Below are 26,991 nucleotides of genomic sequence, written 5' to 3'. Positions count from 1 at the left end.
AACTCCGTGTCGTCCCTGCGAACGCAGGGACCCATAACCACCGATGCAGATTGCCGAGCTACGCTGGAGCGACGAGTCCCGTTCACAACAGAAGCCGCAGCGTATGGGTCCCTACGTCCGCAGGGACGACAGCGGAATTGGTGGCCGCTATGTGTCACTCAAGACGTCGCCGAACAGCGGCCAGGACTCGCCGTCGCAAAGACGCGGCAAGGCTGTGCAACAAACTCCGTGTCGTCCCTGCGAACGCAGGGACCCATAGCCACCGGATGCAGATTGCCGAGCTACGCTGGAGCGACGAGTCCCGTTCACAACAGAAGCCGCAGCGTATGGGTCCCTGCTCCCGTGCGCAATTGCGCACTAGGCAGGGACGACAGCGGAATTGGTGGCCGCTATGTGTCACTCAAGACGTCGCCGAACAGCGGCCAGGACTCGCCGTCGCAAAGACGCGGCAAGGATGTGCAGCAAACTCCGTGTCGTCCCTGCGAACGCAGGGACCCATAACCACCGATGCAGATTGCCGAGCTACGCTGGAACGACGAGTCCCGCTCAACAGAAGCCGCAGCGTATGGGTCCCTGCTCCCGTGCGCAATTGCGCACTAGGCCGGGACGACAGCGGGGTTGGTGACGGCTACTTGTCGCTCAGCACGTCCCCGAACAGCGCCCAGGACTTGCCGTCGAACCTTGCCATCTGGATCTGGCGGATCGGCGTCACATTGTCCGGCTCGGTCTGGACCTTGATGCCCGGCAGCAGCATCGGCAATTCGAGCGCCTTCAGATTGCTCGCCTGCTTGATGATGTTGTCGCGGCTGTAGTCGCCGTTGCAGTTCTTCAGCACCGCCGTCATGACCTGCGCGACCGTGTAGCCCTGCACGTTGAATAGATCGCCCGGGCTCGCATTCGGCTGGTACTTCTTCATCCAGGCCGAAAACTCCTGCTGTGCGGGATCGTTGGCCCAGCGCGGATCGGTCGGGTCCTTCAGGTAGAGACCGGTCACGACGCCGATGACGTTCTCGAGGCCCGCGGGTTCAAGCACCGCGGACACCGAGTTGGAGACGGTCGGCAGGATGGTCAGCGGCTTCCAGCCCATGCTCGCCGCCTTGCGCAGCGCTTGCGCGGCGAATTTCGGCGTCGCCTCGGCAAAGAACACGTCCGCGCCGGACTCGCGCATCGTCACCATCTGGGAATCGATGGTCGGATCGGTCGTGAGGTAGGTGGTCTCGGCGACGATCTGGCCGACATGCTCGCCAAGTCCGTCCTTGAAACCCTTGAGATAGTCCTTGCCGGCGTCTTCGTTCGGCGTGATGACCGCGATCTTCGCGTCCGGCTTGGTCTTCAGGATGTACTTCGCATAGAGCCGGCCCTCGAGCTCGTAGGTCGGATTGAAGCCGACCGTCCACGGGAACTGCTTCGGATCGTTCCAGCGCGTCGCGCCTGACGACACGAACAACTGGGGCACGTGCTTGATGTTCAGATATTTCTGCACCGAGATGTTCGGCGCGGTGCCGACCGCGCTGAAGATCGCGAGCACCTCGTCCTGCTCGACCAGCTTGCGGGTCTGCTCAACGGTCTTCGACGGCGAATAGGCGTCGTCGAGACTTTCGAACTCGATCTTGCGGCCGTTGATGCCGCCCTGATCGTTGAGCATCTGGAAGTAGGCGGCTTCGGCGCGCGCGATCGTGCCGTAGGCGGACGCCGGGCCGCTATAGGGCGCGGTGTTTCCTATTCTGATCGCGGAATCGGCAGCAATGGACGGCGAGATCGACGAGGCCGTGAGCGCGGTGACGGCGAGAAGGCCCGCCAGGCGGGAGCGAGTTGACAAGAGCATATCCTTTTCTTGGTTTTCTTGACGCGGCGCACATTATCAATCGCGCTCGCGCAGGCAATCACCAAGAAGACTCGGCGAAATTTCCGCATGCCGGCAATCACGTTCGCGCGGAACATGATGCGCTTCGAGAGGCTCGAATGTTGCCGTGATGTTCACGATGCGAGCCTTCGATGGAAACGAAGGTTCACCAAGCCAGACACGCATTCCGCGCGGCAGTCACCGCGCGCTGCTGGTCTCGATTACGTGATGCTCAGGCGGCGACCGCAGCGGCGCGCGGGCTGACCACGTATTCCTTCAGCACCTTGTCGGTGCCGTCGACTTCGGTCAGCGCGACGTCGTAGGACCACAGATCGGCGAGATGCTGCAGCACCCGCCGCGCGTCGGTCTCGTTGAGCTGCGCACCCTTCACAGTGGTGTGACGCAGCATCAGGCGGCGATCGCCGTCGAGATCGACATCCATGACCTCGATATTGGCGTCGACGAAGCCGACGTCGTATTGCCGCGCCAGTTCGCGCCGCACCCGGCGATAGCCGCGCTCGTCGTGGATCGCATCGACCTTGATCCCCTGGCTTTCGGCGGGGTCGTCGTGCAGATGGAACATGCGGAAGCGCCGGATCAGCGCCGGGCTGAGGAACTGGTTGATGAAGCTCTCGTCGCGGTAGTTGCTCCAGATCTCGCGCAGCACGCCCTCGACGTCGCCCTTGCCGGCAATATCGGGGAACCAGTCGCGGTCCTCGTCCTCAGGGTTCTTCACGATCCGCTCGATGTCCTGCATCATGGCAAAGCCGAGCGCGTAGGGGTTGAAGCCGGAATAGCGGCGGTCGTCGAACTCGGGCTGGAACACCACGTTGGTGTGCGACTGCAGGAATTCGAGGAAATTGCCGTCGGTGATCCGGCCCTGCTGATGCAGCCGGCTCATGATACGGTAATGCACGTAGGTCGCGGTGCCCTCGTTCATCACCTTGGTCTGGCCCTGCGGATAGAAATACTGCGCGATGTGGCGAACGATGCGAATGAGCTCGCGTTGCCAGGGCGCAAGGCGCGGCGCGGTCTTCTCGAGGAAATAGAGGATGTTCTCCTGCGGCAGACCGAGCAGCGCGCGGCGGCGCTCGACGGTGAGCGTAGCCTTGCTCTTGTGCTTGGTGTTGGGCACTGTCCGCCACAAATCGTTGAACACGCTTTCCTCGTGCTGCCGGCGCTCGCCGGCACGCTTCTCCTCGGCGCGCAGGTCGAGGATCTTCTTGCCGGGATAGCGGTCGACGCCATGCGACATCAGGGCATGCGCGGCATCGATGGTCCGCTCCACGGTCTCGCGGCCGTGGCGGTCCTCGCAGGCCGCGATGTAGCCCTTGGCGAATTCGAGATAGTCGAGGATGCCTTCGGCATCGGTCCACTGCTTGAACAGATAGTTGTTCTTGAAGAAGTGATTGTGCCCAAACGCCGCGTGCGCGATCACCAGCGTCTGCATCGTCGCCGTGTTCTCCTCCATCAGATATGAAATGCACGGCGAGGAGTTGATCACGATCTCATAGGCGAGGCCCATCAGGCCCTTGCGGTAGGACGCCTCCTGGAAGGCGAACTGCTTGCCGAACGACCAGTGCTTGTAGAACAGCGGCATGCCGACCGAGGAATAGGCGTCGAGCATCTGCTCTGCGGTGATCACCTCGATCTGGTTGGGATAGACGTCGAGCCCGAGCTCCGTGCGCGCGATCTTCTCGCAGGCGTCGTGAACTCGCTGCAGCGTCTGGAAATCCCAGTCGGCGCCCTCGAACAGCCGTCCCCCGGAAGATCCCATCAAACTATACCCTTTCCTGACTGGTGGTGCGGCGCTTGAACAGGTCCTGGAATACCGGGAAGATCTCGCCGCGCTCGCTCACCTTGCGCATCGACAACGGCGCGCCGTCGTTGCGCAGACGCTCATAGAGCGTCCAGAGCGAGGAGTCCGGCATGTCGAAGGTGTAGTTGGCGGCCTCGCCGACCTCGAGATAGGCGAAGAACTGGCAGACCGGCAGGATCTTGTCGGTCAGCAGAAGTCCGGTCAGCCCGCTATCCGACGTCATGTTGTCGCCGTCCGAAGCCTGGGCCGCGTAGATATTCCAGTCGGCCGGGCGGAAGCGGGCGCGGACGATGTCGTTCATCGCAACCAGTGCGCTCGACACCAGCGTGCCGCCGGATGCCGGTCCATGGAAGAACGTATCCTCGTCCACCTCCTCGGCGCGGTCGGTGTGCCGGATGAACACGATCTCGACATGCTTGTAGCGCCGCTTCAGGAAGACGTAGAGCAGCATGTAGAACCGCTTGGCGAGGTCCTTCATGTGCTCGGACATCGAGCCCGAGACGTCCATCAGGCAGAACATCACGGCCTGCGCCACCGGCTTCGGCACCGTCTCGAAGCGGCGGTAGCGGATGTCGATCGGATCGATGAACGGGATCCGTTTGGCCTTGGCCTTCAGCGCTTCGAGCAGCGCGAGCAGCTCGCGGCGGCGCGTATCGTCGTCGCATTCCGCAAGCTCCGCCTCAAGCGCCTCGATGTCGTCCTTGCGCGGCCTGCGCAGCGCCACCCGGCGCGCCAGCGCCCGGCTCACCGTGCGGCTGATCGAGATATTGGCCGGCGAGCCCGAGGTCGCATAACCGGCGCGCTGGAGGCCCTCGCTCTCGGTTTCCGCGAGCTTGCGCTTGGCGAGATCAGGCAGCTCGAGATCGTCGAGGAAAAGATCGACGAACTCCTCGCGGCTGAGCACGAAGCGGAAGGCGTCCTCGCTGTCGCCCTCACCCGCACCGGAACCCTTGCCGCCGCTCTGGTTCGGCCGCTGCAGCCAGTCGCCCTCGACGAACTTCTTGTTGCCGGGCAGCACCATGTCACGCGTGCCGCCCTCGCGCCGGAAGCGCGGCTCATCCATGCCGTCCAGCGGGATGGTTACTTCGCCGCCCTCCAGGACATCCTTGATGTCCCGGTCCTGCGACGACTTCTTGACGGCTCCCTGAACCAGCGCCTTGGCGCGCCGCAGGAAGCGCTGCCGGTTCTCCAGGCTCTTGCTACCCGGATTCAACCGCCGATCGACGATGTGCATGACCACTTTGCATCTGCCTCGCGCCGGATGCGATCAAAGTCGCATCGCATTCTTGCTTGGACGGAACGGAAAGCCGGTTGTTACCGGCCTTCCGGATCGTGCACTAGCCGGCCTGCTTCACCCGCATGTACCACTCGACGAGCCGACGGACCTGGCGCTCGGTATAACCGCGCTCCACCATCCGCTCGACGAACTCGCCGTGCTTCTTCTCGGTCTCGCCGTCCTTCTTGGAGCCGAACGAGATGACCGGAAGCAGATCCTCGACCTGCGAGAATATCCGCTTCTCGATCACGTCGCGAACCTTTTCGTAGGAGGTCCAGCTCGGGTTCTTGCCGCCATTGTGCGCCCGCGAACGCAGCGAGAACTTGACGACCTCGTTGCGGAAGTCCTTCGGGTTGGCGATGCCCGCCGGCTTCTCGATCTTGGTCAACTCCTGGTTCAGGAGTTCGCGGTTCATCAGCTGGCCGGTGTCGGGATCCTTGAAGTCCTGATCCTCGATCCAGGCGTCGGCGTAGTCGACATAGCGGTCGAACAGGTTCTGGCCGTAGTCGGCATAGGATTCCAGATAGGCCTTCTGGATCTCGTTGCCGATGAACTCGGCGTAGCGCGGCGCGAGATCCGCCTTGATGAATTCGAGGTAGCGCTTCTCGGTCTCGTCAGGCAGCTGCTCGCGGCGGATCGCCTGCTCCAGCACATACATCAGATGCACCGCGTCGGCGCCGACCTCGGTCGTATCGTGGTTGAAGGTCGAGGCCAGCACCTTGAAGGCAAAGCGGGTGGAGACGCCGTCCATGCCTTCGTCGACGCCGGCGGCGTCCTTGTACTCCTGCACGCTGCGCGCCTTCGGATCGGATTCCTTCAGGCTCTCGCCGTCATAGACCCGCATCTTGCCGAACAGCGTCGAGTTCTCGTGCTTGCGCAGGCGCGACATCACCGAGAAGCGCGCCATCGTCTCCAGCGTTGCCGGCGCGCAGGGTGCGGCGGCGAGCTCGGAGCCCTGGATCAGCTTCTCGTAGATCTTCTGTTCTTCGGTCACCCGCAGCACGTAGGGGACCTTGATGACGCAGATGCGGTCGATGAAGGCCTCGTTGTTCTTGTTGGTCTTGAAGCTCTGCCACTCGGCTTCGTTGGAGTGCGCGAGGATGATGCCGGTGAACGGGATCGCGCCGATGTTCTCGGTGCCGATGTAGTTGCCCTCCTGCGTCGCGGTCAGCAGCGGATGCAGCATCTTGATCGGCGCCTTGAACATTTCGACGAACTCGAGCACGCCCTGGTTGGCGCGGTTGAGGCCGCCGGAATAGCTGTAGGCGTCGGGGTCGTTCTGTGCGTAGGTCTCGAGCTTGCGGATATCGACCTTGCCGACCAGCGAGGAGATATCCTGGTTGTTCTCGTCACCGGGCTCGGTCTTGGCAACCGCGATCTGGCGCAGCCGCGACGGCTGGATGCGAGCAACGCGAAATTGCGAAATGTCGCCGCCGAAGGCCTCGAGCCGCTTGTAGGCCCACGGAGACATCAGCCCGCTCAAGCGCCGCCGCGGAATGCCGTACTTCTCCTCGATGATCGGCCCGAGCGTTTCCGGATCGAACAAGCCGAGCGGGCTTTCGAACACGGGCGAGAGCTCATCGCCGGCTTTCAGCACGTAGATGGGGTGGACTTCCATCAGTGACTTGATGCGCTCGGCGAGCGATGACTTGCCGCCGCCGACCGGTCCGAGCAGATAGAGGATCTGCTTGCGCTCTTCGAGGCCCTGTGCGGCGTGACGGAAGAAGCCGACCAGACGCTCGATCGTGTCCTCCATGCCGTAGAAGCCTGCGAAGGCCGGATACGACCGGATCGTACGGTTCAAAAAGATACGGCCAAGGCGTGGGTCCTTGGCCGTGTCGATCATCTGGGGCTCACCGATTGCCGCTAATAACCGCTCGGCCGCATTGGCGTATCGCATCGGATCACTTCGACACGACTCCAGATACTCGGCCATCGACATGTCGGTCTGGCTTCGCGCTTCAAACGACCTTGCGAAGGCGTTGAACAAAGAATCGTTGTACATGATCCCTATCTCCACGATATGTATCGCCGCACGACTGACACGAGTCGTAACCAGAGCGTCCTAGGATCGAATCAGCGTCGGCACGCTGGGTCCATTGGACACTCGACCGACTCACTTCGGCAATGCACGGCGCGTGCAGCCTCTGCCTTATCAACAGGCAGGAAGCTTAATGGTTCATCAATATCCCCTTGTTTTTGGTGGTTGTAACCCCTTCGCCACATCCGTGGTTTACCGGGGCCCAGCCCTCCCAAGTGGACATCCGAGCGGGGCAACTTCCCCGTCCGGCGATGAACGTTGGGCTTCCCTGAAAAGGTGTGGCTGTCCAGCCTTGGCGTCAAGATGTTTACGTCACAGACTCGCATGAACAAACTGTCAGGCGAGGTTGAACGTGCCTCCTTGTCGCCGCGACTAAGGCAACGAGCCCGCGCAGTTCCGCGCGGCACCATTGCCGCGCTGTAAAGATGACACCTTGGAGGCGCAGGCTATTCCCGAGGCCGCCATGAAGCAGACGCTCCTTGTTGTCGCACTTGCCGCCGCAGCCTGCGCCGGCGCGTCGTCAGCCATCCAGGCACAGGGAGAGGTCGACAAGGCCACGGCAGCCGCCTTCGACAACAGGATGTTCGCAGGCCCGCCCGGCGCGAAAGCCTATGCCTGCTTCGTGCGGCGATACGATGCAAATCATCTGGCGCAGCATCCGAAGCAGAAGGTCAGCGCCATGAAGCTTCTGGTCTCAGTCGAAGACGCCCCGGAGGACAAGACCACCAACTACTCATTCCGCCTCGGCGTCACCTACCGCCACCGCTCCGGCAATTTCGACTCCAGCGGCTACTGCAACCACGCGGTCGCGACCGACTCCGGCCACGAAATCCGCTTCGAATGCGGCGTGGATTGCGAGGGCGGCGGTATCAGCGTGGCCTTGTCGAAGGACGACAAATCCGCGATCGCACGCCTCGCCAGCATCAGGATGTGGAATCGCAACAAGCCCGACGATGACGCCAGCGAAGAGCTGCTCGCCGGCGCCGACGACAAGATCTTTCGCCTCGATCGCGCGGCCGCCGGCGAATGCGCCGAACTTGTGACCGACCGCAAGGAACTCGCGGCGCTCCGCCACAAGTGATAGGCTCGGTCAGATCAACAACAATTGCGCGGGGGACGCCATGCACCGACGCAGCATCCTGTGGGGCACCCTCTCGGCGATCGGCGCCGCCTTCGCGGCGTCATCAGCGAACGCCGCCGCCGAGGCGCCGCCCCAGAAACTGAAGGTGGTCTATCACCTCGACGACCTCGACAAGGTCAGTTTCGTGATCGGCAACATCCAGAACCATCTCGACGGCGTCGGCGGCCCCGGCAATGTCACGATCGCGCTGGTGGTGCATGGCCAGGCGCTGAAGGCGTTTCATGCCTCGGCGGCCAATCCCGACCTGTCAATGCATGTCGGGCAGTTCACCAGGGACGGGATCGAGCTTGCCGCCTGCGGCAACACCATGAAATCGCAGAACATCGGCCTGAAGGACCTGCTGCCCGGCTTCGTCGCCGCCGAGCGCGGCGGCGTCGTGCGCCTCGCCGAGCTGCAATCCCGGGGTTACCTCTACCTGCGGCCCTGACCTGCGGCGTGCGCCGCAACGCGTCATAAAAATGTGCTGAGTTCGGGGTCTGCTCGCACCCGCGTCCGAGGGGATCGAACTGTTGTGAATGGCGTTATCCCTTGGGAATGCTGATATTCCGCCCGGGGCCCCCAGCCATGTTGACAATCCCCCTCCGCCCCCGAAAGCTGCCCGGGAACCTAAAAATCGACCCTCGATCGAACGAGAACAGGCACCCATGAACCCCGTCAAAGCACTCGAAAATCACCGCCAGGCCGTCTGGCTGGACTTCCTCGCCCGCGGCTTCGTCGCCAAGGGGGACCTGAAGCGGCTGATCGAGACCGACGGCGTCAAGGGCGTCACCTCCAACCCCTCGATCTTCGAGAAGGCGATCGGCTCTTCGGACGAGTATGACGGGGCGATCGGCCAGGCGCTCAAGAAGGGCGACCGCTCGGTCGCCGACCTGTTCGAGCATCTTGCCGTCGCGGACATCCAGCATGCAGCCGACGTGCTGCGCCCGGTCTACGACCAGAGCCATGGCGGCGACGGCTTCGTCAGCCTCGAAGTGTCGCCCTATCTCGCGATGGACACCAAGGGCACGATCGCGGAGGCCGAGCGGCTCTGGAAGGACGTCCATCGCAAGAACCTGATGGTCAAGGTACCGGCGACGCCGGAGGGCCTGCCGGCAATCGAGTATCTGATCGGCGAAGGCATCAGCATCAACATCACGCTGCTGTTCTCGCAAGAGGTCTACCGCCAGGTCGCCGAGGCCTATCTCAAGGGCCTCGAGAAGTACGTCGCCAAGGGCGGCGATCCCTCCCATGTCGCGAGTGTCGCCAGCTTCTTCGTCAGCCGCATCGACAGTGCCGTCGACAAGCAGCTCGACGAGAAGATCGCGCGCGCCAACGACCCCTCCGAGAAGGAGCGGCTTGCCGCGCTCAAGGGCAAGGTCGCGATCGCCAATGCGAAACTTGCCTACCAGGACTACAAGCGCCTGTTCTCGGGCGCGCGCTGGGACAAGCTCGCCGCCAAGGGCGCCAAGCCGCAGCGGCTGCTGTGGGCGTCGACCGGCACCAAGAACAAGGACTACAGCGACGTGCTCTATGTCGAGGAGCTGATCGGCCCCGACACCGTCAACACCGTGCCGCCGGCAACGCTCGACGCCTTCCGCGACCATGGCAAGGTCCGCGACAGCCTCGAGGAGAATGTCGAGGACGCCCGCCACGTGCTGGACGAGCTGGAGAAGTCCGGCATCTCGCTCGATGCGATCACCGAGGAACTGGTCAAGGACGGCGTCAAGCTGTTCGCCGACGCCGCCGACAAGCTGTACGGCGCGGTCGCCCACAAGCGCGCCACCTCGCTCGGCGGCGGCATCGACCACCAGAAGCTGGCGCTGGGCGCCACGATCGAGAAGCCGGTCGAGAAGAGCACCGAGGAATGGCGCGCCTCGGCCAAGATCCGCAGGCTCTGGCACAAGGACAAGTCGGTCTGGACCGGCGATGACGAGGACAAATGGCTGGGCTGGCTGACCAGCGCCGCCTCCGCCGATGTCGCCGACTACGAGGATTTCGCCGCGCGCGTGAAGGGACAGAGCTTCACCGACGCCGTCGTGCTCGGCATGGGCGGCTCGAGCCTCGGGCCGGAGGTGCTGGCCCAGACCTTCCCGCACAAGTCCGGCTTCCCGCGGCTGCACGTGCTCGACTCCACCGATCCGGCGCAGGTGCGCGCGATGGAGGAGTATGTCGACATCGCCAAGACCCTGTTCATCGTCTCCTCCAAGTCCGGCGGCACCACCGAGCCGAACGTGATGAAGGACTACTTCTTCGACCGGGTGGCCAAGGCGATCGGCAAGGACAAGGCCGGCCACCGCTTCATCGCGGTGACCGATCCGGGCTCCTCGCTGCAGAAGGTCGCGATCAAGCAGGGCTTTGCCCGGATTTTCTACGGGGATCCAGCGATCGGCGGCCGCTATTCCGTGCTGTCGCCGTTCGGCCTGGTGCCGGCGGCTGCCGCGGGCATCGACGTCCGCAGCCTGCTCGGCCATACGCTCGCCATGGTGCGCTCCTGCGGCGCCGACGTGCCGCCGCAGGAAAACCCGGGCGTCCAGCTCGGGCTTGCGATGGGCATCGCCGGGCTCGAAGGCCGCGACAAGGTGACGATCTTCGCCTCGCCCGAGGTGGCCGATTTCGGCGCCTGGGCCGAGCAACTGATCGCGGAGTCAACCGGCAAGGACGGTAAGGGCCTGATCCCCATAGAAGGGGAAACCATCGGCGCCGCCGCGGTCTACGGCAATGACCGCTTCTTCATCGATCTCCGCACCGAAAGCGAGAACGACGCCGCGCATGAGGCCAAGCTCGCGGCGCTCGAGGCCGCCGGCCATCCCGTGGTCCGGATCGTGATGAAGTCGATCGACCATATCGGCCAGGAGTTCTTCCGCTTCGAGATCGCGACCGCGGTCGCGGGCTCGATCCTCGGCATCAACCCGTTCAACCAACCCGACGTCGAGGCTGCCAAGATCAAGACGCGCGAGCTGACGGCGGCGTTCGAGAAGACCGGGTCGCTGCCGGCCGAGCAGCCGGTGGTGTCGGCGGCCGACGTCGAACTCTATACCGATGCGCAGAACGCCGAGGAGCTGCGCCGGGCCGGCGCCAATGGCGACCTCAATTCCTGGATCAAGGCCCATCTCTCGCGCTCCGGCCGCGGCGACTATGTCGCCCTGCTCGCCTATATCGAGCGCGACGGCGACACCATCGACGCCATGCAGGCGATGCGGCTGAAGCTGCGCGACGCCAAGCACCTTGCGACCTGCGCCGAGTTCGGCCCGCGCTTCCTGCACTCGACCGGGCAAGCCTACAAGGGCGGGCCTGACAGCGGCGTGTTCCTGCAGGTCACGACCGACGATGCCCAGGACCTGCCGGTGCCCGGCCAGAAGGCCAGCTTCGGTGTCATCAAGGCAGCCCAGGCGCGCGGCGATTTCGACGTGCTCACCGAGCGCGGCCGGCGGGCGTTGCGCGTGCATCTCAAGGGCGATCTCAGCTCCGGGCTCGCGGCGCTCGATGCCGCGATCTCGGCCGCATTGAACTGACGGAGGCCAGGATGCAACTCGGCATGATCGGCCTCGGGCGGATGGGCGGCAACATCGTCCGCCGCCTGATGAGCAACGGCCACACCACCGTGGTCTACGACAAGGATCCCAAGGCGGTCGCCGCGCTGGTCGCGGACAATGCGACGGGGTCCACCTCGCTGGAGGATTTCGTCCTCAAGCTGGAAGCGCCGCGCACCGCCTGGGTGATGCTGCCGGCCGGCAAGATCACCGAAGCCACCATCGAGGCGCTGTCGAAGCTGATGCAGCCCGGCGACGTCATCATCGACGGCGGCAACACCTTCTGGCAGGATGACGTCCGCCGCGGCAAGGCGCTGCGGGAGCGCGGGCTGCACTATGTCGACGTCGGCACCAGCGGCGGCATCTGGGGCATCGAGCGCGGCTACTGCATGATGATCGGCGGTGACAAGCCGGTCGTCGACCGGCTCGACCCGATCTTCAAGACGCTGGCGCCCGGGATCGGCGACATCCCGCGCACCTCGGGCCGCGAGGGCCGCGACCCGCGCATCGAGCAGGGCTACATCCATGCCGGTCCTGTTGGCGCCGGGCATTTCGTCAAGATGATCCACAACGGCATCGAATACGGCCTGATGCAAGCCTATGCCGAAGGCTTCGACATCCTGAGGAACGCCAATATCGAGGCGCTGCCGGCGGAGCATCGCTTCGATCTCGACATCGCTGACATCGCCGAAGTCTGGCGGCGCGGCAGCGTGATCCCGTCCTGGCTGCTCGACCTCACCGCCTCGGCGCTGGCGCAGAACCACACGCTCGACAACTACTCCGGCTTTGTCGAGGATTCCGGCGAAGGCCGCTGGACCGTCAATGCCGCGGTCGACGAGGCGGTGCCGGCCGAAGTGCTGACGGCGGCGCTCTACACCCGCTTCCGCTCGCGCAAGGATCACACCTTCGCGGAGAAGATCCTCTCGGCGATGCGCGCAGGTTTCGGCGGCCACAAGGAGCCGCCGAAAAAGTCTTAACTTAAAGCGTTTTCGAGCGAAGTGGGCACCGGTTCGCGTCAAGCAAACGCGTCTCGAGCATGATCCGGAAAAGTGGAAACCGGTTTTCCGAAAAGATCATGCTCAAACAAGGAGATCGGATCATGATGCGTTTCCGTGGAAACGCATCATGATCTAGAGATAACCGTGGAAGGTCACGTGCAGAAGAAACCCGATCCTTGCTCCTTCATCATCTTCGGCGCCACCGGTGATCTGACCCACCGCCTGGTCGTCCCGGCGCTCTACAATCTCGCCGCCGGCAACCTGCTGCCGGACAAATTCTGCGTCGTCGGCATTGTCCGCAAGGGCATGTCGAGCGAGCAGCTCAACGACAGCCTGCTGCAGGGGCTGCGCAAGTTCGCCACCCGCCCGGTGGACGAGGCGGTCGCCAAGCGGCTGTTCGAATGCGTCACCTCGATCGAGGCCGATCCGCGCGATCCCGCGTCGTTCGATGCCATGAACGAACGACTCGACAAGCTGGAAAAGGCGCGCGGCACCGGCGGCAACCGGCTGTTCTATCTCGCGACCCCGCCGAGCGCTTTCCTGCCGATCAGCGAGCAGCTCGGACGCACCGGTATGCTGGAGGAGAACGGCGCCTGGCGGCGGCTGATCATCGAAAAGCCGTTCGGCACCGATCTGCCGTCGGCTCGGGCGCTGAATTCGGCGCTGCTGAAGCTGATGGACGAGCATCAGATCTACCGGATCGACCATTACCTCGGCAAGGAAACCGTCCAGAACATCCTGGTGCTGCGCTTCGCCAACGGCATGTTCGAGCCGATCTGGAATCGCAACCACATCGACCACGTCCAGATCACGGTGGACGAGAAGCTCGGCGTCGGCCATCGCGGCAGCTTCTATGACGCAACCGGCGCGCTGCGCGACATGGTGCCGAACCATCTGTTCCAGCTGCTGTCGCTGGTGACGATGGAGCCGCCGGCGCGCTTCGACGCCCATGCGGTGCGCTCGGAGAAGGCCGAGGTGCTGAGCGCGATCCAGACCCAGACCGAGCATGAGGCGCTGTCCAATTCGGTGCGCGGCCAGTATCGCGGCGGCCGGATCGGCGACAACGAGATCGTAGATTATCTGAAGACACCCGACGTCAGGCCCGACAGCTCGACCGAGACCTATGCCGCGCTGAAACTGACCATCGACAATTGGCGCTGGGCCGGCGTGCCGTTCTATTTGCGCACCGGCAAGGCGCTGACCACCAAGCGCACCGAGATCGCGATCAAGTTCAAGCAGGCGCCGTTCGCCATGTTCCGCAATACCGCGGTCGACCGCCTCTCGCAGAACTACCTGGTCATCTCGACCGAACCGACCGAAGGCATCGAGCTGCAGTTCAACACCAAGGTGCCGGGCCCGGCGATCAACATCGACGGCGTCGAGATGAAGTTCCGCTACAAGGACTATTTCAAGGCCGAGCCGTCGACCGGTTACGAGACGCTGATCTACGACTGCATGATCGGCGACAATCTGCTGTTCCAGCGCGCCGACAGCGTCGAGGCCGGATGGCAGGCGGTGCAGCCCTTCCTCGACGCCTGGAAGACCGCCGGCGGCCGCGGCCTGCAACCCTACAAGGCCGGCAGCGAAGGCCCGGAGGCGGCCAACGCGCTGCTGACGCGCGACGGTCGCAGCTGGCGGAAGCTGGGTTGAGATGACCACGAGCAACCAGCGCAAGGTCATCACAGTCGCCGATCCGGCGGCGCTGGCGAAGACGGCCGCCGAGCGGGTGATCGCGGGGATCGACGAGAACCCCGGCCGGATCGCGATCTGCCTCACCGGCGGCTCCAGCCCGAAGGCGCTCTACCAGCTGCTGGCGACGCCGGACTATCGGGCGAGGATTCCGTGGGACCGCATCGACTGGTTCATCGGCGATGAACGCCTGGTGCCGCGCAAGGACAAGCTGCACAATATGGGCATGGCGCGCCAGGCCTTCCTCGACCGCTGCGCGCCGGCCGCCAATGTCCACCCGATCGCAACCGACACCGCCGATCTCAGGGATCCCGACGTCAGCGCGGCGCTGTATGAGAACGAGCTGATGGCGTTCTACGGCGCCGAGCAGCTCGATCCGAAGCGGCCGCTGTTCGACCTGGTGCTGATGGGCATCGGCCCCGACGGCCACACCGCCTCGCTGTTTCCCGGCTATCCCGCGGTCGAGGAAACCCAGCGCTGGGTGGTCGGGGTGCCCAAGGCCAATGTCGAGCCATTCGTGCCGCGCGTCTCCTTGACGCTGCCTGCCCTCGCCTCCTGCCGCGAGATGCTGTTCGAGGTGTCAGGTCAAAACAAGCGTGCGATCTTGACGCGCCTGTTCGCAGGCGAGAACCTGCCGGCAAACCGCGCGCGATCGCTGGGCGAAACCGTCTGGCTGATCGATCAGGCCGCGCTGCCGGAGGATTTTGGTGGATGATATTCTTGGATGATTTTGTTGGGTGACTTCCTTGGGTGACGGGCAAAATCCCTGCGCGCTTGTCGTGATGGGCGTCTCCGGCTCGGGCAAGAGCACCATCGCTGACCGCCTCGCGATCAGGATCGGCTGGCGCTTCGAGGATGGCGACAGCTTTCATCCGCCGAGCAATGTCGCCAAGATGCATTCCGGCCAGCCGCTCACCGACGAGGATCGCTGGCCCTGGCTGCGCGCGATCGCCGCCGAGATCGACCGCACCTGCGGCATCCGCGAACGCGCCGTCATCGCCTGCTCCGCGCTGAAGCGCAGCTATCGCGACATCCTGGTGCATGGCCGCGACGATATCCGCATCGTCTTCCTCGACGGCACCCAGGAGCTGATCGCGACACGGCTTGCCGCGCGCAAAGACCATTTCATGCCGCCGGGGCTGCTCACCAGCCAGTTCAAGACGCTGGAGCCGCCGACGCCGGACGAACGCCCGATCACGGTTGCGATCGACCGTTCCGTCGACACCATCATCGAAGACATCGTCACTCAATTGAAGCTGGACCGCCCATGAACAGTATCGCGCTTGTCGTGTCCGACGTCGACGGCACGTTGCTCACCAAGGACAAGACCCTGACCGACGTCGCCAGGGCTGCGGTGCGCAAGCTGCATGAAGCGGGCATCGGCTTCACCATCGTCTCCAGCCGGCCGACGATCGGGATGGGTTTCCTGGTCGCGCCGCTCGAAATCACGCTACCGATCGGCGCCTTCAACGGCTCTTCGATCGTCGACCCGCAATTGAAGCCGCTCGAACAGCATTTGATCCCCGCGGCGATCGCAAAGCGCAGCATCGACCTGCTTCGCGAGCGCGGCATCGACATCTGGCTGTTCACCAACGACCGCTGGCTGACCCGCAATCCTGACGGCGAGTACAACGCGCACGAAAAGCGCGCGATCAAGCACGATCCGACCATCGTCGGCGATTTCACGCCGTATCTCGACCAGGCCTGCAAGATCGTCGGCGCGAGCTCGGATGCGGCCCTGCTGCAGCGCTGCGAGGCTGACATGCAGCAGATGGTCGGCAATGATGCGACCGCAGTCCGCTCGCAGACCTACTATCTCGACGTCACCCCGCCCGGCCACGACAAGGGCACCTTCGTCGAGGGCATCGCCAAGCGTCTCGGCGTATCGCTGGAGAATGTCGCCACGATCGGCGACATGCAGAACGATCTGCCGATGTTCGCAAGAAGCGGCGTCGCCTTCGCGATGGGCAATGCCAGCGACGACGTGAAGGCGCGCGCCACCCATGTCACCGAAACCAACGAGCACGACGGCTTCGCGCGCGCGATGGACACGGTGCTGCAGCTTCGCTGAAGGGTTCGGACGATCACCCGCTCCGCGCGATCGAGCGCGGTGGCAGCGTGATCGCCATTCCTGTCCGTCACATCGGATCCGCGTCACCCTGATCATGTGATCGCATCACAGTGACCACGCGGCCATGTGTCGCGGCGATGTCTGCCGTCCGACCAACCCCGGCTCCACCGATCCATCGGCAGTCAATTTTGAATGCCCTTCCTTCACGTTCGCGCGCGGCCGCCCGCATCCAGGAATTTTTCAGGAGGCAACCGATCACATCAGTTCGGCGAGTCCGGCCTGGGACACGCCAATATTGACTGGAGTGCAACTCATGGCCGTCACCGCCAACCTCGCCGCTGGAGTCCTCACCGTCCTCGGCGATGCCGCCGACGACACCATCACCACCAGCCGCGACGCGGCCGGGGTCATCGCGGTCAACGGAGGAGCGGTTCCGATCATGGGCGAGCCTGCGACGACGGCCAACACGACCGCCGTCGACATCCTCGGCCAGGATGGCAACGACACCGTCACGCTCGATGCGAGCCAGGGCGCGCTGCCGCCGGTCACATTGAACGGCGGAGCGGGCAGCGATACCGCCGTGATCGAGGGCGAGGACACGAGCGAGACCTTCGTCATCGCAGCCAACGGCAGCCATGTCAGCGTTCTCAGGACCAGCCCCGACCCATTCTCTGTCGACATCAGCGCGACGGAAAACCTGGTTGTCCACGCCGGCGGCGGAAACGACATCATCACCGCCGGCAACGGGCTGAGCGCGTTGATCTCGCTCACGCTCGATGGCGGCGACGGCAACGACACCATCACCGGCGGCGACGGCAACGATCTGCTGATCGGCGGCGCCGGCAGCGACATCGTCACCGGCGGACGCGGCAACGATACCGCCCTGCTCGGCGACGGCGACGATACCTACATCTGGAATCCCGGCGACGGCAGCGACACGGTCGACGGCGGGGCCGGCAACGATACCCTGCAATTCAACGGCGCCAATATCGCCGAAAAGATCGACATCTCGGCCAACGGATCCCGGGTACGGCTCACGCGTGACGTCGCCAACGTCACGATGGACCTCAACAGCATCGAGAACATCAACGTCAAGGCGCTGGGAGGCGCCGACCGGCTCACCGTCAACGACCTCAGCGGCACCGACGTCAGGCACGTGACCATCGACCTGCAGGCCAGCGCAGGCGGTGGCGACGGCGCCGCGGATACGGTGATCGTCGCCGGCTCGGCCGGCGCTGATCACGTCACCGTCACGGAAAGCGGCGGACGCATTGTTGTCGATGGTCTGCATGCCGACGTCACGATCACCGGTCAGGAAGCCGAGAACGACACGCTCGAGATTCACGCAGGGGCCGGCAACGACATCATCGACGGATCGGCTCTCGGGCCCAACCAGATCAAGCTTCTGATTGATGGCGATGGGGGTGACAACACCTACATCTACAAGCCCGGAGCCGGGGCCGAGACCATCACCGACTTCGTTGCCGGAGCAGGCACTCCCGACAAGATCGACGTCCGTGCCTTTGCAGGTGCCGGCGTCCACGGCCTCGCTGACATCCTCGCACTTACGACCCAATCCGGCACCGACACCGTCATCGATTTCGGGGGCGGCAGCACGCTGACACTCGAACACGTCACCAAGGCCAATCTCGCCGCTGACGATTTCATCTTCAAGGTTCCGCTTGTCACCGCGGTCACCACCTCGGGCACCGGGATCGCTGCCGGGTCAGGCGATCTGAATGCCAACAAGGAAGTCGATTTTGCGCTGAAGTTCGATGAGAACGTGACCGTCGCGGGCAACCCGATTTTGCTTCTCAACGATGGCGGAGCCGCTGTCTATGCCGGCGGCAGCGGCACGGACACGCTCGTCTATCGCTATGTTGTCGGTGCGCATGACAACACCCCCGACCTTGCCGTCATCGGAACCGGTGGCGGCACGATCAAGGACCAGGCCGGTAACGACGCCGACCTTGCCGGCGCCGTCGGCAACCCGGCCGGCGTCCTCCAGATCGATACGATCGCGCTGCATCTGACCGACATCACTGCTCTGCCCACAAGCGGCACCCAGACGGCCGGATCGCTGATCCAGTTCACCCTCGACTTCGACGAGGCGGTTCACCTCGCGGGCGGATCGCCGGCCCTGTCGCTGAACGATGGCGGCACCGCAACCTTCGACGCCGCGGCCACCGCACTGCTTGGCGATGCGAGCAAGCTGGTGTTCGACCATGTCGTGTCGGCCGGCAATCCACCGACGTCACCGCTGGCAATCACCGGCTTCAACGCCAACGGTGCTGTTGTGACCGACCTCGCCGGAAACCTTGCCGACCTTGGCCATGTGTCGCACACGTTCGACAATCTGTTCGTCAACGAGAACACGCTGCCGGCGTTCACGCTGAACGGCTTCACCCGGCCCGAACTGCACCTGAACGGATCAGGACAAATCCTGCTCGACGATACGGCCTCTGCATTCGCAGCCAAATATGGCCTGGAATATCTCTATCTCGGCGTGCCGCCGGGAACCCCATACCCGCCGGTTGACCTGCACTGACGAACCAGGATGTGGACTCATAAGCTTCGGCCATGTCCGCTTCGCTCCGATAACGACCACTCTTGTGCAACCGCAGCAAATGACGCGATGGGCCAGAGGCAGACTCACATGCCGAGCGGTTCGCCCGCTACCGGCTGCAATCGTCGTCGCATAACCATGGCTTAGCGCCACGGGGGATATCACCCCTTGGCTGCGAATACGTAGCCGTTGCCATCCTTAGCAAGCGTGCCGACGTTCGGCATCAGCCAGTGAGTACCCGAAATGGTGAGCTTGTCGGCGACCGCGCGATCGAAGATCTTCCTTCGCGTTTCCACTGCCATTTGTGGATCCTGATCGATTGAGAGCTGCCACTCGGGGTTTGTTGCAATGTGGGGCGCAAGATTGACCACGTCGGCGCTGATCAGGAACTGCTCGCCGCCGGAAGCGACCAGATGCGCGACCATTCCCGGGCTATGGCCGGGCACCTCAATTGCGTGCACGCCAGGCAGGAGTTCAGGTTCTCCCTCAAAGGTCCTGACGTTTTTCCAAGTAGCCACAGTAGCCTGAATGCGCCGCGCGAGACCCTTGCGCGTCGGTCCAAGATCGAGCGACTCGACCCCCGGGCGCGTCCACCATTTCAATTCCGCAGCGGGCACCACGATGTCGGCGTCCGGAAAGACCTGTGCATTGCTCTCATTGTTCATAAGTCCATAAATGTGGTCGCCATGAAGATGGGAAATGAGGATCGTCTTGACGGCCTTTGGGTCGAGACCCGCCGCGACCATGCTCTCGAATAGCCGGCCGTTCCCCTCGCCATAAATCGGATGACCGCCCGTACCCGAGTCGATCAGGACCACTTGATCGCGCAGCTTGAGCGCCATGACGATAAACCGCACGGGCGCCTGATTTTCGGGAAAACCGGCACCACGCAACACAGTCTTTACCTGTTCGGCGCTGACATTCCGGACCATACCGTCGCGCAGCGGCGCGTCCCGCATGCCATCAATCAGAGAGAAGATTTCAATGTCGCCGACTTTGTATTTGCGGAAAGGTTGAGTGACGGACTGTTGAGCGTGAGCCGCGCCGACAAACGTGATCGGCTTGTCGAGTCCAAACGCGGCAAAAGCACCGGCTGCGCCAAGTGTCACGTCACGACGCGAGATATCGGACATCGTTCGGGACTCCCCGCTGACTGAATGGATCGAGCATATCAATGGGGATGTACACTGCACAAGGTTGGCTTTGGGTCAAAGCACTGTTGGGATGATCGGCCGTCCGATTCCGGTCTACTCCGATCCATTGACAATTTGGCTCTCCGCCGGGACTTCGCCCTTGGTGCCAAGAATGGACGCTCCCACGGTTCATCTGATATTACCCACTGCCTCAGCAAATACAGCTTCTATGAGATTGAAGCGGCCCGCAGGATAAACCGCGATTGCGCGGAAGCCACTCTCGGTCAGGAGCCGATAATATTCCCTTTCCGTCCGTTCCCGTCCACCTGGACCGCGCAGCATGTTTAAATCGCTCATCGCGCACGACCTGCCCGCGTCATCGGTACCGGGCAATTCCGGCATCGCACGTTCGACCAATAGCAGTCTGCCTTTTTGGGGAAGCGCTTTGCGGCAGTTTCCCAAAATGATGCGGCTGCGCTCGTCATCCCAGTCGTGAATAATGCTTTTCAAGATGATCGCATCGGCCACTGCAGGCACCGCGTGAAAGAAATCGCCTGCAACAAAGTCGACGCGGCCGGAGATTCCGAGGTGCCCGAAGTGCTGGTTGGCGGCGTCGGCGCACCTCGGCAGATCGAACACCGTTCCTCTGATGGTTGGATATGCCCTCGCCACCGCGCTCATGAGTTCCCCGGAGCCGCCTCCGACATCCATCAAGTGGGAGATCGTGCCAAGGTCGTAGGCCTGCAGTAGATCGTGCGTGACCAGCCGTGTCAGGTCTGTCATGGCTTCATTGAATATCCGCACATGCTCTGGCGAGCGCGCCATCAGGTCGAAATTGTCGTCGACGTGCTGAAGTTGGGAAGCCGTCTTGCCCGACATGATCGAATCCAGAAGACCATCCCACCTCCTGGTCAGCATGGAGCCTTCAAAAATGACCCAGTTCTTGAATGATCGTCGCGCAGCACCGTCGAGCCCGGCCCCCAGTTCGGTCAGCAAATAGCGGCCTTCGCTGACGCGAGAGCAGATGCCGATGGTCGAGAGAGCGACGAGCAAGCGGGCCAGTGCGTCCCGGTCCGCGTGGGTTCGACTCGCGAGTTCTTCGACCGTTCGCGGTCCGTCGCGCAGCAATTCGGCAAGGCCCAGCCTGGCAGCGACATAGATCACAGCCGTCACACGGTGCGATTGAACAAGGTCCAACAACTGTTCGCGGGGATTGGTGGTCATGTGCCGCCCTAGTCTTCGATCGGGAATCCTGATGCCCTCACGATCGGTCCCCAGCGTTCGAACTCGGCGCGCTGGATGTGTTTAAGCTCGTCCGATGTCGTTCCTGTCGGCTCGCACCCCATGGCATGAATCTTTGCGCGCATTTCAGGATCGTTCCCGATTGCAACGATCTCCGTTCCCAGGCGCTCAACGAACTGACGCAAGGAATGGGCAGGCGCATAGAATGCGAACCACCCGGCCGCATCGATATCGATCCCGCTCTCCTTCAGAGTTGTGGTCTGAGGCAGGAAGGAAGATCGCGCAGCGGCTGCGGTGGCGATGATGCGTATGTCACCGCCCCCATGATGCTCCAGTAGTTCGGAAAGAAACGCCATATACATCGGGACCCGGCCGGCCAGCACATCCGGGAGGGCAGCAGGAGTACCCCTATAGGGCGTGTGGCGCAGATTTAGGCCTGTGATCCGGCCAAACTCGCCGCAGATAAAATGAGGTGCTGTGCCTGCTCCCGGCGAGCCGTACACGGCCTGTTCGGGATTGGCCTTCAGCCAGTCGATGAGTTCGGGCACCGAATGGATGGGCAGCTTCCGGCTGACCGCCAGAGCCAGATCGACGGTCATTACCTGCGAAAGTGGCACAAAGTCGCGCTTTGCATCATATCCCAGGCTCCTGAAGAGATGCGGCTGAAGCGTGAATTGCGAAGCGGAAGCAAACAGCACTGCCTCCTCTCCTGGTGCGGCATTCTTGACCGCCTGAGCGCCGATGCGCCCGCCAGCGCCAGCAAGGTTCTCCACAATCGCCACCTTGCCGAGCCTGGCGCGAAGTTGCTCGGCAAACAGCCGGGCGATCGTATCTCCCGAGCCACCAGGCGCGAATGGAAACACGATCTTCAGCGGCCGGTCGGCCGCAATAACGGGTAGCGGAAGAGCCAGAGCCGAAAACCCGGCCAGTATGGCGCGACGCGAGTAAAGCTGCATGGCGTTCTCCATGTGCTTGGGACAGCAATGCGATGATCCGGCCCGGCTTTCCATCTCGCCATTCTGAAGCAACAACGCTATAACCCGAAATTGCGTTTTCCTATCGGGCTATAACGTGAGGTGAATACCCATGCAGTGGCACGACCGCATTGGCCGACGCCTACGCCTCAAGGATCTGCATACGCTGCAGACCGTCGCAGAGGTCGGCAGCATGGCCAAGGCGTCTCGCCGTCTCGGGTTGTCACAGCCGGCGATCTCCAAAGCTATCACCGATATGGAGCACGCCGTCGGAGCTGCGCTGCTGGATCGCACTTCGCGCGGAGTTGAACTCACTGAGTGCGGTCGCCTTCTTGTCGATCGCACGCGCGTCGTTTTCGACGAAATAAAGCTGGGCGTTACCGACATTGTGCAAAGGTCAGATCCGGCGCAAGGGCTCGTTGCGATCGGTACAACCGAGCCGGTCACCGCCATCGTTACAGAAATTATCGGACATCTCGTCCGCAGATATCCAGGCATCAGGTATCATATCACGATAGGTGATCGGGATGCGCTGGAGCATGCTCTGCGCCAGAGAATGCTTGATCTGGCCATAACGCGCTGGGCGCCGTTGCCGGTCGCCGATGATTTGTCCGCGGAGGTGCTGTTTAGATCCTCCCTTGCGGTGATGGCGGAGCGACGGCATCCGCTCCTGCGATCGAGGAAGAAGTTAAAGCTCTCAGAACTTATGCAAGAGCAATGGACGCTCTCGCCGCCCGATTCTTTTTTGGGGCGTACCGGCGCCGAGCTATTTCGGCGACATAACCTGCCGCTTCCGCCAACGACCGTCACCACGATTTCAATCTACATGCGGTTGAATCTGTTGGCGAGCAGCCGGTTTATAACCCTATTGCCCATGCAGATACTCAGAATGCGATCAAGTAGCGCATGGCTGCGCGCGTTGAACGTCGATCTTGGCGATACTTCCGCCCCGATAGCCTCAATCACCTTGAAGGGACGACAGGCCGGAGGTGCCGTCAAATTATTCCAAGAGGCCAGCCGGGAGGTCTGTAAGGCACTGGTTGGAGTGAACTGATTGGTCGACCGACTTTCCGCAATGGGTCACTGGCGTCGCGCTCCGCAATCGCGAATTACCCGTCGACTTCCGCTATGCTCCCGCTTGCGACCGAAGTCGTGTGGCGGCGCAACATGTCACGATCGGCCAACAGCGGTTATTCAGGGACGCGCGCTATTCGATAGGCCTGGCCCAATCTCTCGATATCTTCGCGCCGACAGATTGGCGTTTTGCTCTGGATACTGGAAATGCCCGCTTGGCAGCGGATCGCTGCGTCAGGCCAACGCACCACCTTTGCCGACCAGCGGATCGCAGGTCGTATGAGCGATCTTTCCCGCGGAGTTGAAACGGAAGCGCATCCGAAAAGGCTGCCCGCCGTAAGCGCGGTACTCGAGACAAACGCCGCTCGTTTCCGGCACGACTGCCTTGATCTCGAAGGCGCCGGGGCCCTGATCGAGCAGCTTCAGCGTCCAGTACGCGCGCAACGCACACCGTCCTTCGAACCGGCCGCCTTCGCAGCAGTCCACCGTGGCATCGTCATCGTACAGTTCGAGCAGGTCTGGCAGGCGCCCCTGTCTGCAAGCGTCCAGCCAATCGACTACGATCGCTACAGTATCGAAAACCTCTGATGTGTTCGACATCACCGACCTCGTTCTGCCGACGCCCCATCCGCAGGCTAAGGATGGCAGCATGAACTGAGCCTGAACCGCACCGGGGCGGCCGGAACCTGTGGCGCGGCCTTCTCGCGTCGCTCAAGATCAGCCTCCAGCATGCCGGCGAACCGGTTAAGTGGCTTCATTCGCTCGCGCTAACGAAGCCAAAAAATCAGGCTGAGTATTTCGGAGACATCCCCATAAGCCGCAGAGAACGTTTCCATTCCGGTCAGGATTGAGGTCGACGTGGCGAGAGTGTGAGTGCCAAGGGGCGGTGGACGGGAACTCTGGGCGCCTCGCCCGGAAGGAACTTCCATTCTTGGCATCAATTATTCTTGGCATCAATTGATGAATAGTCGGCCAAGAGACTGGAAAACAGATCGTGCGCGTCCGAGGTCCCTACATTCCAAGACGGTCTTCGGAGCCTTCAGACGATAGCAAGGAGTACAGGCGAGTTCGTCAAGCGCAGGCGGAGCGGTTCTACAGGGAAATTCTCGCGGAACTGCTTGACGCCAAGCTTCCGTTCCTGGTTGGGGGCGGGTACGCCGTTAATGTCCACACTGGCGCAAGAATCCCGACGAAGGACCTGGACATCTTCACGACCAGGGCTGAATTGCAACGACTACTCGCTCACCTGAATCGCGGTGGTCGCCGAGTGTCAATCGTCGACGACAAGTGGCTCGGAAAGATCTACTACGGCGAGTACTTCGTGGATGTCATCTTCGGATCGAGCAATGGCATGGTTCCGGTCCAGGAAGGATGGTTTCACCACGCTCGCGAAGCTCAAGTACTGGGGCTTGGCGTACTGGTTATCGATCCCACCGAGCTCATCTGGTCGAAGGCCTTTATCCAAAAGCGATTTCGCCATGATGGCTCGGATATCGCGAACATTATATTGAAGCAGAGCAGCCGAATCGATTGGCAACGCCTCGTGGCCTATTTCGATGCTCATTGGGAAGTGCTGCTCTCTCATCTGCTGATCTTTCGATGGATCTACCCGAGTGAGCGGGATGCCATTCCGTCGTGGCTGCTCGACGAGCTTCTCGAACGACTGAATCGGCAGCGCGAACTTCCGCCAACAGCAGCCAGGATATGCCGCGGTCGAATGTTGTCGCGCTCCGATTACCAGAACGCCGTCGAAGTGTGGGGATTTTTGGAAGCCAAAGGCAAATGCGACAATGACCAGTGATACATCATTCACATTCGCGAGCATGGGCGACCTTCATGTGAAGGATGGCCAGCCGGGCTCGCTTCGCGAAGTATTCCGCCAAATCTCAAAGAGCGCCGCGGCACTGGTTCTTTGCGGCGATCTTACCGATACCGGAACTCCGAGTCAGGCGCGCGTTCTGGCGGAGGAACTGCGTGCGTGCACCGTCCCGGTGATCGGCGTTCTCGGAAACCACGACTACGAGTCGGGGCATGTCGACGAGGTGAAGCAGATTCTTTGCGATGCGGGCCTACGCCTGCTGGACGGGCAGGCGACCGAAGTAAATGGTGTGGCATTTGTGGGAGTAAAGGGCTTCGCGGGCGGGTTCGGACCGCGCATGCTCAGTTCATTCGGAGAACTCGCGATCAAGACGTTCGTTGCTGAAGCAGTGAACGAAGCGATGCGACTCGAAAATGTCATGCGCACCGTGAACAGTCAGCGTGCCGTTGTCGTCCTGCATTACGCGCCGATCGTCGAAACGGTCGAAGGCGAACCGCTGGAGATCTATCCGTTTCTCGGATGCTCGCGCCTTGCCGAGACCATTGACCGCTTCAGAGTGAGCGCGGTGGTGCATGGCCATGCACACCGCGGCAAGTATGAGGGGCGCACCCCGGCCGGAGCGCGCGTGTACAATGTCGCCGTGCACGTGCAGAAGCCTGATCGCTTGCCTTATGCCCTGATTACGGTCTAGCGGTCGGCTTTGCGGAGGTGTTGCACCCAACCATGGGGCCAGTGGCGGGTCTGCGTGTTCAACCCGATGGCTCGTGGGTATGCTGCCACAGACCTCGATCGCAGCCCGGACTCGGCGTCGTGCTCGTATCCTACCGGGTTATCGAAGGAGTGCCTCTGGATTTGCTGCCCCTATTGAACCATGCGACTGACGAACTCATCGCGTCCTATGGATACATCGCGATCTTCACGATCATCCTACTCGAGAGCGCCGGCGTCCCCTTGCCAGGCGAAACCACGCTCGTCGCGGCGTCCATTTACGCTGGCTCGCATCATGGTCTGGATATTCGGTGGATCATCGCGACTGCGGCCGGCGCCGCGATTCTGGGCGACAATATCGGCTATTGGGTGGGCCGCACGATCGGGCGCAAGGCGCTGCTCAAATGGGGCAACTGGATCGGCCTGGACCAGCGCAAGCTCGATCTGGGCGAGTATCTCTTCCTGCGCCATGGCGGCAAGATCGTCTTTCTCGGACGCTTCATAGCGGTGCTCCGCGTGTTTGCCGCGGTGCTCGCCGGCGCCAATCGTTTCCCGCTATGGCGATTCTTGCTCTTCAACGCACTGGGCGCGATCACCTGGGCAGCAGTCTTCGGCGTCGGCGGGTATCTGTTGGGCCACAGCTTCGGTCGCGTAACGGGCCCGCTCGGCTGGCTGACGCTCGCCGCGGCGGGGATCACTATCTTCTACCTGTGGAGCTACTACAAACACCATGAGCAACAACTGCTCCTGGAGGCAGAACGCAATTTGTCCGTATTGCGGCAGCGGTACCGTCGTCCGAGGACCTAGCGTCTTGGCCGCGCTCAGACGTTCCCTCCGGTGGCCGCTGATCTGCGGCACCAGGGGATCGACGCGGAGGCCACGCCGCGGTTTGCGCGGGGCGCGCGCTATTCGATAGCGCCTGCCCAATCTCTCGATATCTTCGCGCCGACAGATTGGCGTTTTGCTCTGGATATTGGAAATGCCCGCTTGCGGGGTCGAGACGAGCGACGCAGGCACTTGCACAATTTCGGAATATTGGAAATGTACCCCTGAGTTGCCCGACGTGTCAAGCTGCCGGGTCGACGCCA

At 62.6% G+C, this 26,991-nt stretch carries 21 protein-coding genes; 13 read left to right on the top strand and 8 right to left on the bottom strand.

Annotation, left to right across the window (positions count from 1 at the left end; translation table 11 throughout):
* Positions 1-628: 628 nt before the first annotated feature.
* From AC628_RS02050 to AC628_RS02035, 4 genes are all read right to left on the bottom strand, one after another.
* Positions 629-1,819, bottom strand: coding sequence for an ABC transporter substrate-binding protein (locus AC628_RS02050; RefSeq protein ID WP_074125112.1), 1,191 nt, complete (start codon positions 1,817-1,819; stop codon positions 629-631).
* Positions 1,820-2,075: 256 nt separating this feature from the next.
* Positions 2,076-3,620 carry a SpoVR family protein gene (locus tag AC628_RS02045; RefSeq protein WP_074125111.1) on the bottom strand — a complete coding sequence of 515 codons (1,545 nt, stop codon included), beginning with the start codon at positions 3,618-3,620 and terminating at the stop codon, positions 2,076-2,078.
* A 4-nt stretch (positions 3,621-3,624) separates the two neighbouring features.
* On the bottom strand, positions 3,625-4,896 hold the full coding sequence (locus tag AC628_RS02040; RefSeq protein WP_074125104.1) for a YeaH/YhbH family protein: 1,272 nt from the start codon (positions 4,894-4,896) through the stop codon (positions 3,625-3,627).
* A gap of 103 nt (positions 4,897-4,999) precedes the next feature.
* On the bottom strand, positions 5,000-6,943 hold the full coding sequence (locus AC628_RS02035) for a PrkA family serine protein kinase (RefSeq protein ID WP_074125103.1): 1,944 nt from the start codon (positions 6,941-6,943) through the stop codon (positions 5,000-5,002).
* Positions 6,944-7,442: 499 nt separating this feature from the next.
* Between AC628_RS02035 and AC628_RS02030 the strand changes: the two genes are divergently transcribed.
* From AC628_RS02030 to AC628_RS01990, 9 genes are all read left to right on the top strand, one after another.
* Entirely contained in the window at positions 7,443-8,060 is a 618-nt protein-coding gene (locus AC628_RS02030; protein WP_074125110.1) for a hypothetical protein, read from the top strand.
* A 40-nt stretch (positions 8,061-8,100) separates the two neighbouring features.
* The gene (locus AC628_RS02025; protein WP_074125102.1) at positions 8,101-8,547 is read left to right on the top strand and encodes a DsrE family protein; all 447 of its coding nucleotides are present in this window, start codon (positions 8,101-8,103) and stop codon (positions 8,545-8,547) included.
* A gap of 217 nt (positions 8,548-8,764) precedes the next feature.
* On the top strand, positions 8,765-11,611 hold the full coding sequence (locus AC628_RS02020; protein ID WP_074125101.1) for a bifunctional transaldolase/phosoglucose isomerase: 2,847 nt from the start codon (positions 8,765-8,767) through the stop codon (positions 11,609-11,611).
* 11 nt (positions 11,612-11,622) lie between these two features.
* Positions 11,623-12,606, top strand: coding sequence for a phosphogluconate dehydrogenase (NAD(+)-dependent, decarboxylating) (gene gnd / locus AC628_RS02015; RefSeq protein WP_074125100.1), 984 nt, complete (start codon positions 11,623-11,625; stop codon positions 12,604-12,606).
* Positions 12,607-12,783: 177 nt separating this feature from the next.
* Positions 12,784-14,277, top strand: coding sequence for a glucose-6-phosphate dehydrogenase (gene zwf, locus AC628_RS02010; protein ID WP_245320984.1), 1,494 nt, complete (start codon positions 12,784-12,786; stop codon positions 14,275-14,277).
* A gap of 1 nt (position 14,278) precedes the next feature.
* Positions 14,279-15,031 carry a 6-phosphogluconolactonase gene (gene pgl, locus AC628_RS02005; RefSeq protein WP_074125099.1) on the top strand — a complete coding sequence of 251 codons (753 nt, stop codon included), beginning with the start codon at positions 14,279-14,281 and terminating at the stop codon, positions 15,029-15,031.
* Between the two features lie 67 nt (positions 15,032-15,098).
* Positions 15,099-15,587 carry a gluconokinase gene (locus AC628_RS02000; RefSeq protein WP_074125098.1) on the top strand — a complete coding sequence of 163 codons (489 nt, stop codon included), beginning with the start codon at positions 15,099-15,101 and terminating at the stop codon, positions 15,585-15,587.
* Positions 15,584-16,387 carry a Cof-type HAD-IIB family hydrolase gene (locus tag AC628_RS01995; protein ID WP_074125097.1) on the top strand — a complete coding sequence of 268 codons (804 nt, stop codon included), beginning with the start codon at positions 15,584-15,586 and terminating at the stop codon, positions 16,385-16,387. The genes AC628_RS02000 and AC628_RS01995 overlap by 4 nt, the downstream gene beginning before the upstream one ends.
* Positions 16,388-16,700: 313 nt before the next feature.
* The gene (locus tag AC628_RS01990) at positions 16,701-18,935 is read left to right on the top strand and encodes a calcium-binding protein (protein WP_074125096.1); all 2,235 of its coding nucleotides are present in this window, start codon (positions 16,701-16,703) and stop codon (positions 18,933-18,935) included.
* Between the two features lie 179 nt (positions 18,936-19,114).
* Here AC628_RS01990 and AC628_RS01985 read toward each other — a convergent pair whose 3' ends face one another.
* The 3 genes from AC628_RS01985 to AC628_RS01975 all read right to left on the bottom strand — a co-directional run bounded on the left by AC628_RS01985 (position 19,115) and on the right by AC628_RS01975 (position 22,284).
* Positions 19,115-20,086 carry an MBL fold metallo-hydrolase gene (locus AC628_RS01985; protein ID WP_074125095.1) on the bottom strand — a complete coding sequence of 324 codons (972 nt, stop codon included), beginning with the start codon at positions 20,084-20,086 and terminating at the stop codon, positions 19,115-19,117.
* A gap of 189 nt (positions 20,087-20,275) precedes the next feature.
* The gene (locus AC628_RS01980) at positions 20,276-21,310 is read right to left on the bottom strand and encodes a methyltransferase (protein ID WP_074125094.1); all 1,035 of its coding nucleotides are present in this window, start codon (positions 21,308-21,310) and stop codon (positions 20,276-20,278) included.
* 8 nt (positions 21,311-21,318) lie between these two features.
* On the bottom strand, positions 21,319-22,284 hold the full coding sequence (locus AC628_RS01975; protein WP_168193286.1) for a Bug family tripartite tricarboxylate transporter substrate binding protein: 966 nt from the start codon (positions 22,282-22,284) through the stop codon (positions 21,319-21,321).
* 130 nt (positions 22,285-22,414) lie between these two features.
* Here AC628_RS01975 and AC628_RS01970 point away from each other — a divergent pair, with 130 nt between their 5' ends.
* On the top strand, positions 22,415-23,356 hold the full coding sequence (locus AC628_RS01970) for a LysR family transcriptional regulator (RefSeq protein WP_074125092.1): 942 nt from the start codon (positions 22,415-22,417) through the stop codon (positions 23,354-23,356).
* 254 nt (positions 23,357-23,610) lie between these two features.
* Here the strand turns inward: AC628_RS01970 and AC628_RS01965 are convergent, their stop codons facing one another.
* Positions 23,611-23,976, bottom strand: a complete 366-nt coding sequence (locus AC628_RS01965; protein ID WP_074125091.1) for a nuclear transport factor 2 family protein — start codon at positions 23,974-23,976, stop codon at positions 23,611-23,613.
* 667 nt (positions 23,977-24,643) lie between these two features.
* On the opposite strand from AC628_RS01965, the gene AC628_RS01960 reads away from it, so the two are divergent.
* The 3 genes from AC628_RS01960 (at position 24,644) to AC628_RS01950 (ending at position 26,710) form a co-directional block, all read left to right on the top strand.
* Positions 24,644-25,177 carry a hypothetical protein gene (locus tag AC628_RS01960; RefSeq protein WP_245320983.1) on the top strand — a complete coding sequence of 178 codons (534 nt, stop codon included), beginning with the start codon at positions 24,644-24,646 and terminating at the stop codon, positions 25,175-25,177.
* The gene (locus tag AC628_RS01955; protein WP_074125090.1) at positions 25,167-25,886 is read left to right on the top strand and encodes a metallophosphoesterase family protein; all 720 of its coding nucleotides are present in this window, start codon (positions 25,167-25,169) and stop codon (positions 25,884-25,886) included. The genes AC628_RS01960 and AC628_RS01955 overlap by 11 nt, the downstream gene beginning before the upstream one ends.
* A 173-nt stretch (positions 25,887-26,059) precedes the next feature.
* Positions 26,060-26,710 (top strand): DedA family protein, encoded by a 651-nt coding sequence (locus AC628_RS01950; RefSeq protein WP_502689527.1) that lies wholly within the window; start codon positions 26,060-26,062, stop codon positions 26,708-26,710.
* The last annotated feature ends 281 nt before the right edge of the window (positions 26,711-26,991 follow it).

Origin of the sequence: Bradyrhizobium sp. NAS96.2 (genome assembly GCF_001908235.1) — a bacterium.
Taxonomy (GTDB): Bacteria; Pseudomonadota; Alphaproteobacteria; order Rhizobiales; family Xanthobacteraceae; genus Bradyrhizobium.
The sequence above is the reverse complement of the archived record's forward strand: the minus strand, read 5'-3'. Positions and strand labels throughout refer to the sequence as shown.

Bases quoted from the DNA above. Each gene is read 5' to 3' on its own strand.
- AC628_RS02040 (WP_074125104.1), bottom strand. From the start codon at position 4,896: ATGCACATCGTCGATCGGCGGTTGAATCCGGGTAGCAAGAGCCTGGAG.
- AC628_RS01970 (WP_074125092.1), top strand. From the start codon at position 22,415: ATGCAGTGGCACGACCGCATTGGCCGACGCCTACGCCTCAAGGATCTG.
- AC628_RS02000 (WP_074125098.1), top strand. From the start codon at position 15,099: ATGGGCGTCTCCGGCTCGGGCAAGAGCACCATCGCTGACCGCCTCGCG.
- AC628_RS01955 (WP_074125090.1), top strand. From the start codon at position 25,167: ATGACCAGTGATACATCATTCACATTCGCGAGCATGGGCGACCTTCAT.
- AC628_RS02020 (WP_074125101.1), top strand. From the start codon at position 8,765: ATGAACCCCGTCAAAGCACTCGAAAATCACCGCCAGGCCGTCTGGCTG.
- AC628_RS02030 (WP_074125110.1), top strand. From the start codon at position 7,443: ATGAAGCAGACGCTCCTTGTTGTCGCACTTGCCGCCGCAGCCTGCGCC.
- pgl (WP_074125099.1), top strand. From the start codon at position 14,279: ATGACCACGAGCAACCAGCGCAAGGTCATCACAGTCGCCGATCCGGCG.
- AC628_RS02035 (WP_074125103.1), bottom strand. From the start codon at position 6,943: ATGTACAACGATTCTTTGTTCAACGCCTTCGCAAGGTCGTTTGAAGCG.
- AC628_RS02045 (WP_074125111.1), bottom strand. From the start codon at position 3,620: ATGGGATCTTCCGGGGGACGGCTGTTCGAGGGCGCCGACTGGGATTTC.
- AC628_RS01965 (WP_074125091.1), bottom strand. From the start codon at position 23,976: ATGTCGAACACATCAGAGGTTTTCGATACTGTAGCGATCGTAGTCGAT.
- AC628_RS01980 (WP_074125094.1), bottom strand. From the start codon at position 21,310: ATGACCACCAATCCCCGCGAACAGTTGTTGGACCTTGTTCAATCGCAC.
- AC628_RS02025 (WP_074125102.1), top strand. From the start codon at position 8,101: ATGCACCGACGCAGCATCCTGTGGGGCACCCTCTCGGCGATCGGCGCC.
- AC628_RS01985 (WP_074125095.1), bottom strand. From the start codon at position 20,086: ATGTCCGATATCTCGCGTCGTGACGTGACACTTGGCGCAGCCGGTGCT.
- gnd (WP_074125100.1), top strand. From the start codon at position 11,623: ATGCAACTCGGCATGATCGGCCTCGGGCGGATGGGCGGCAACATCGTC.
- AC628_RS01975 (WP_168193286.1), bottom strand. From the start codon at position 22,284: ATGCAGCTTTACTCGCGTCGCGCCATACTGGCCGGGTTTTCGGCTCTG.
- AC628_RS01995 (WP_074125097.1), top strand. From the start codon at position 15,584: ATGAACAGTATCGCGCTTGTCGTGTCCGACGTCGACGGCACGTTGCTC.
- AC628_RS01990 (WP_074125096.1), top strand. From the start codon at position 16,701: ATGGCCGTCACCGCCAACCTCGCCGCTGGAGTCCTCACCGTCCTCGGC.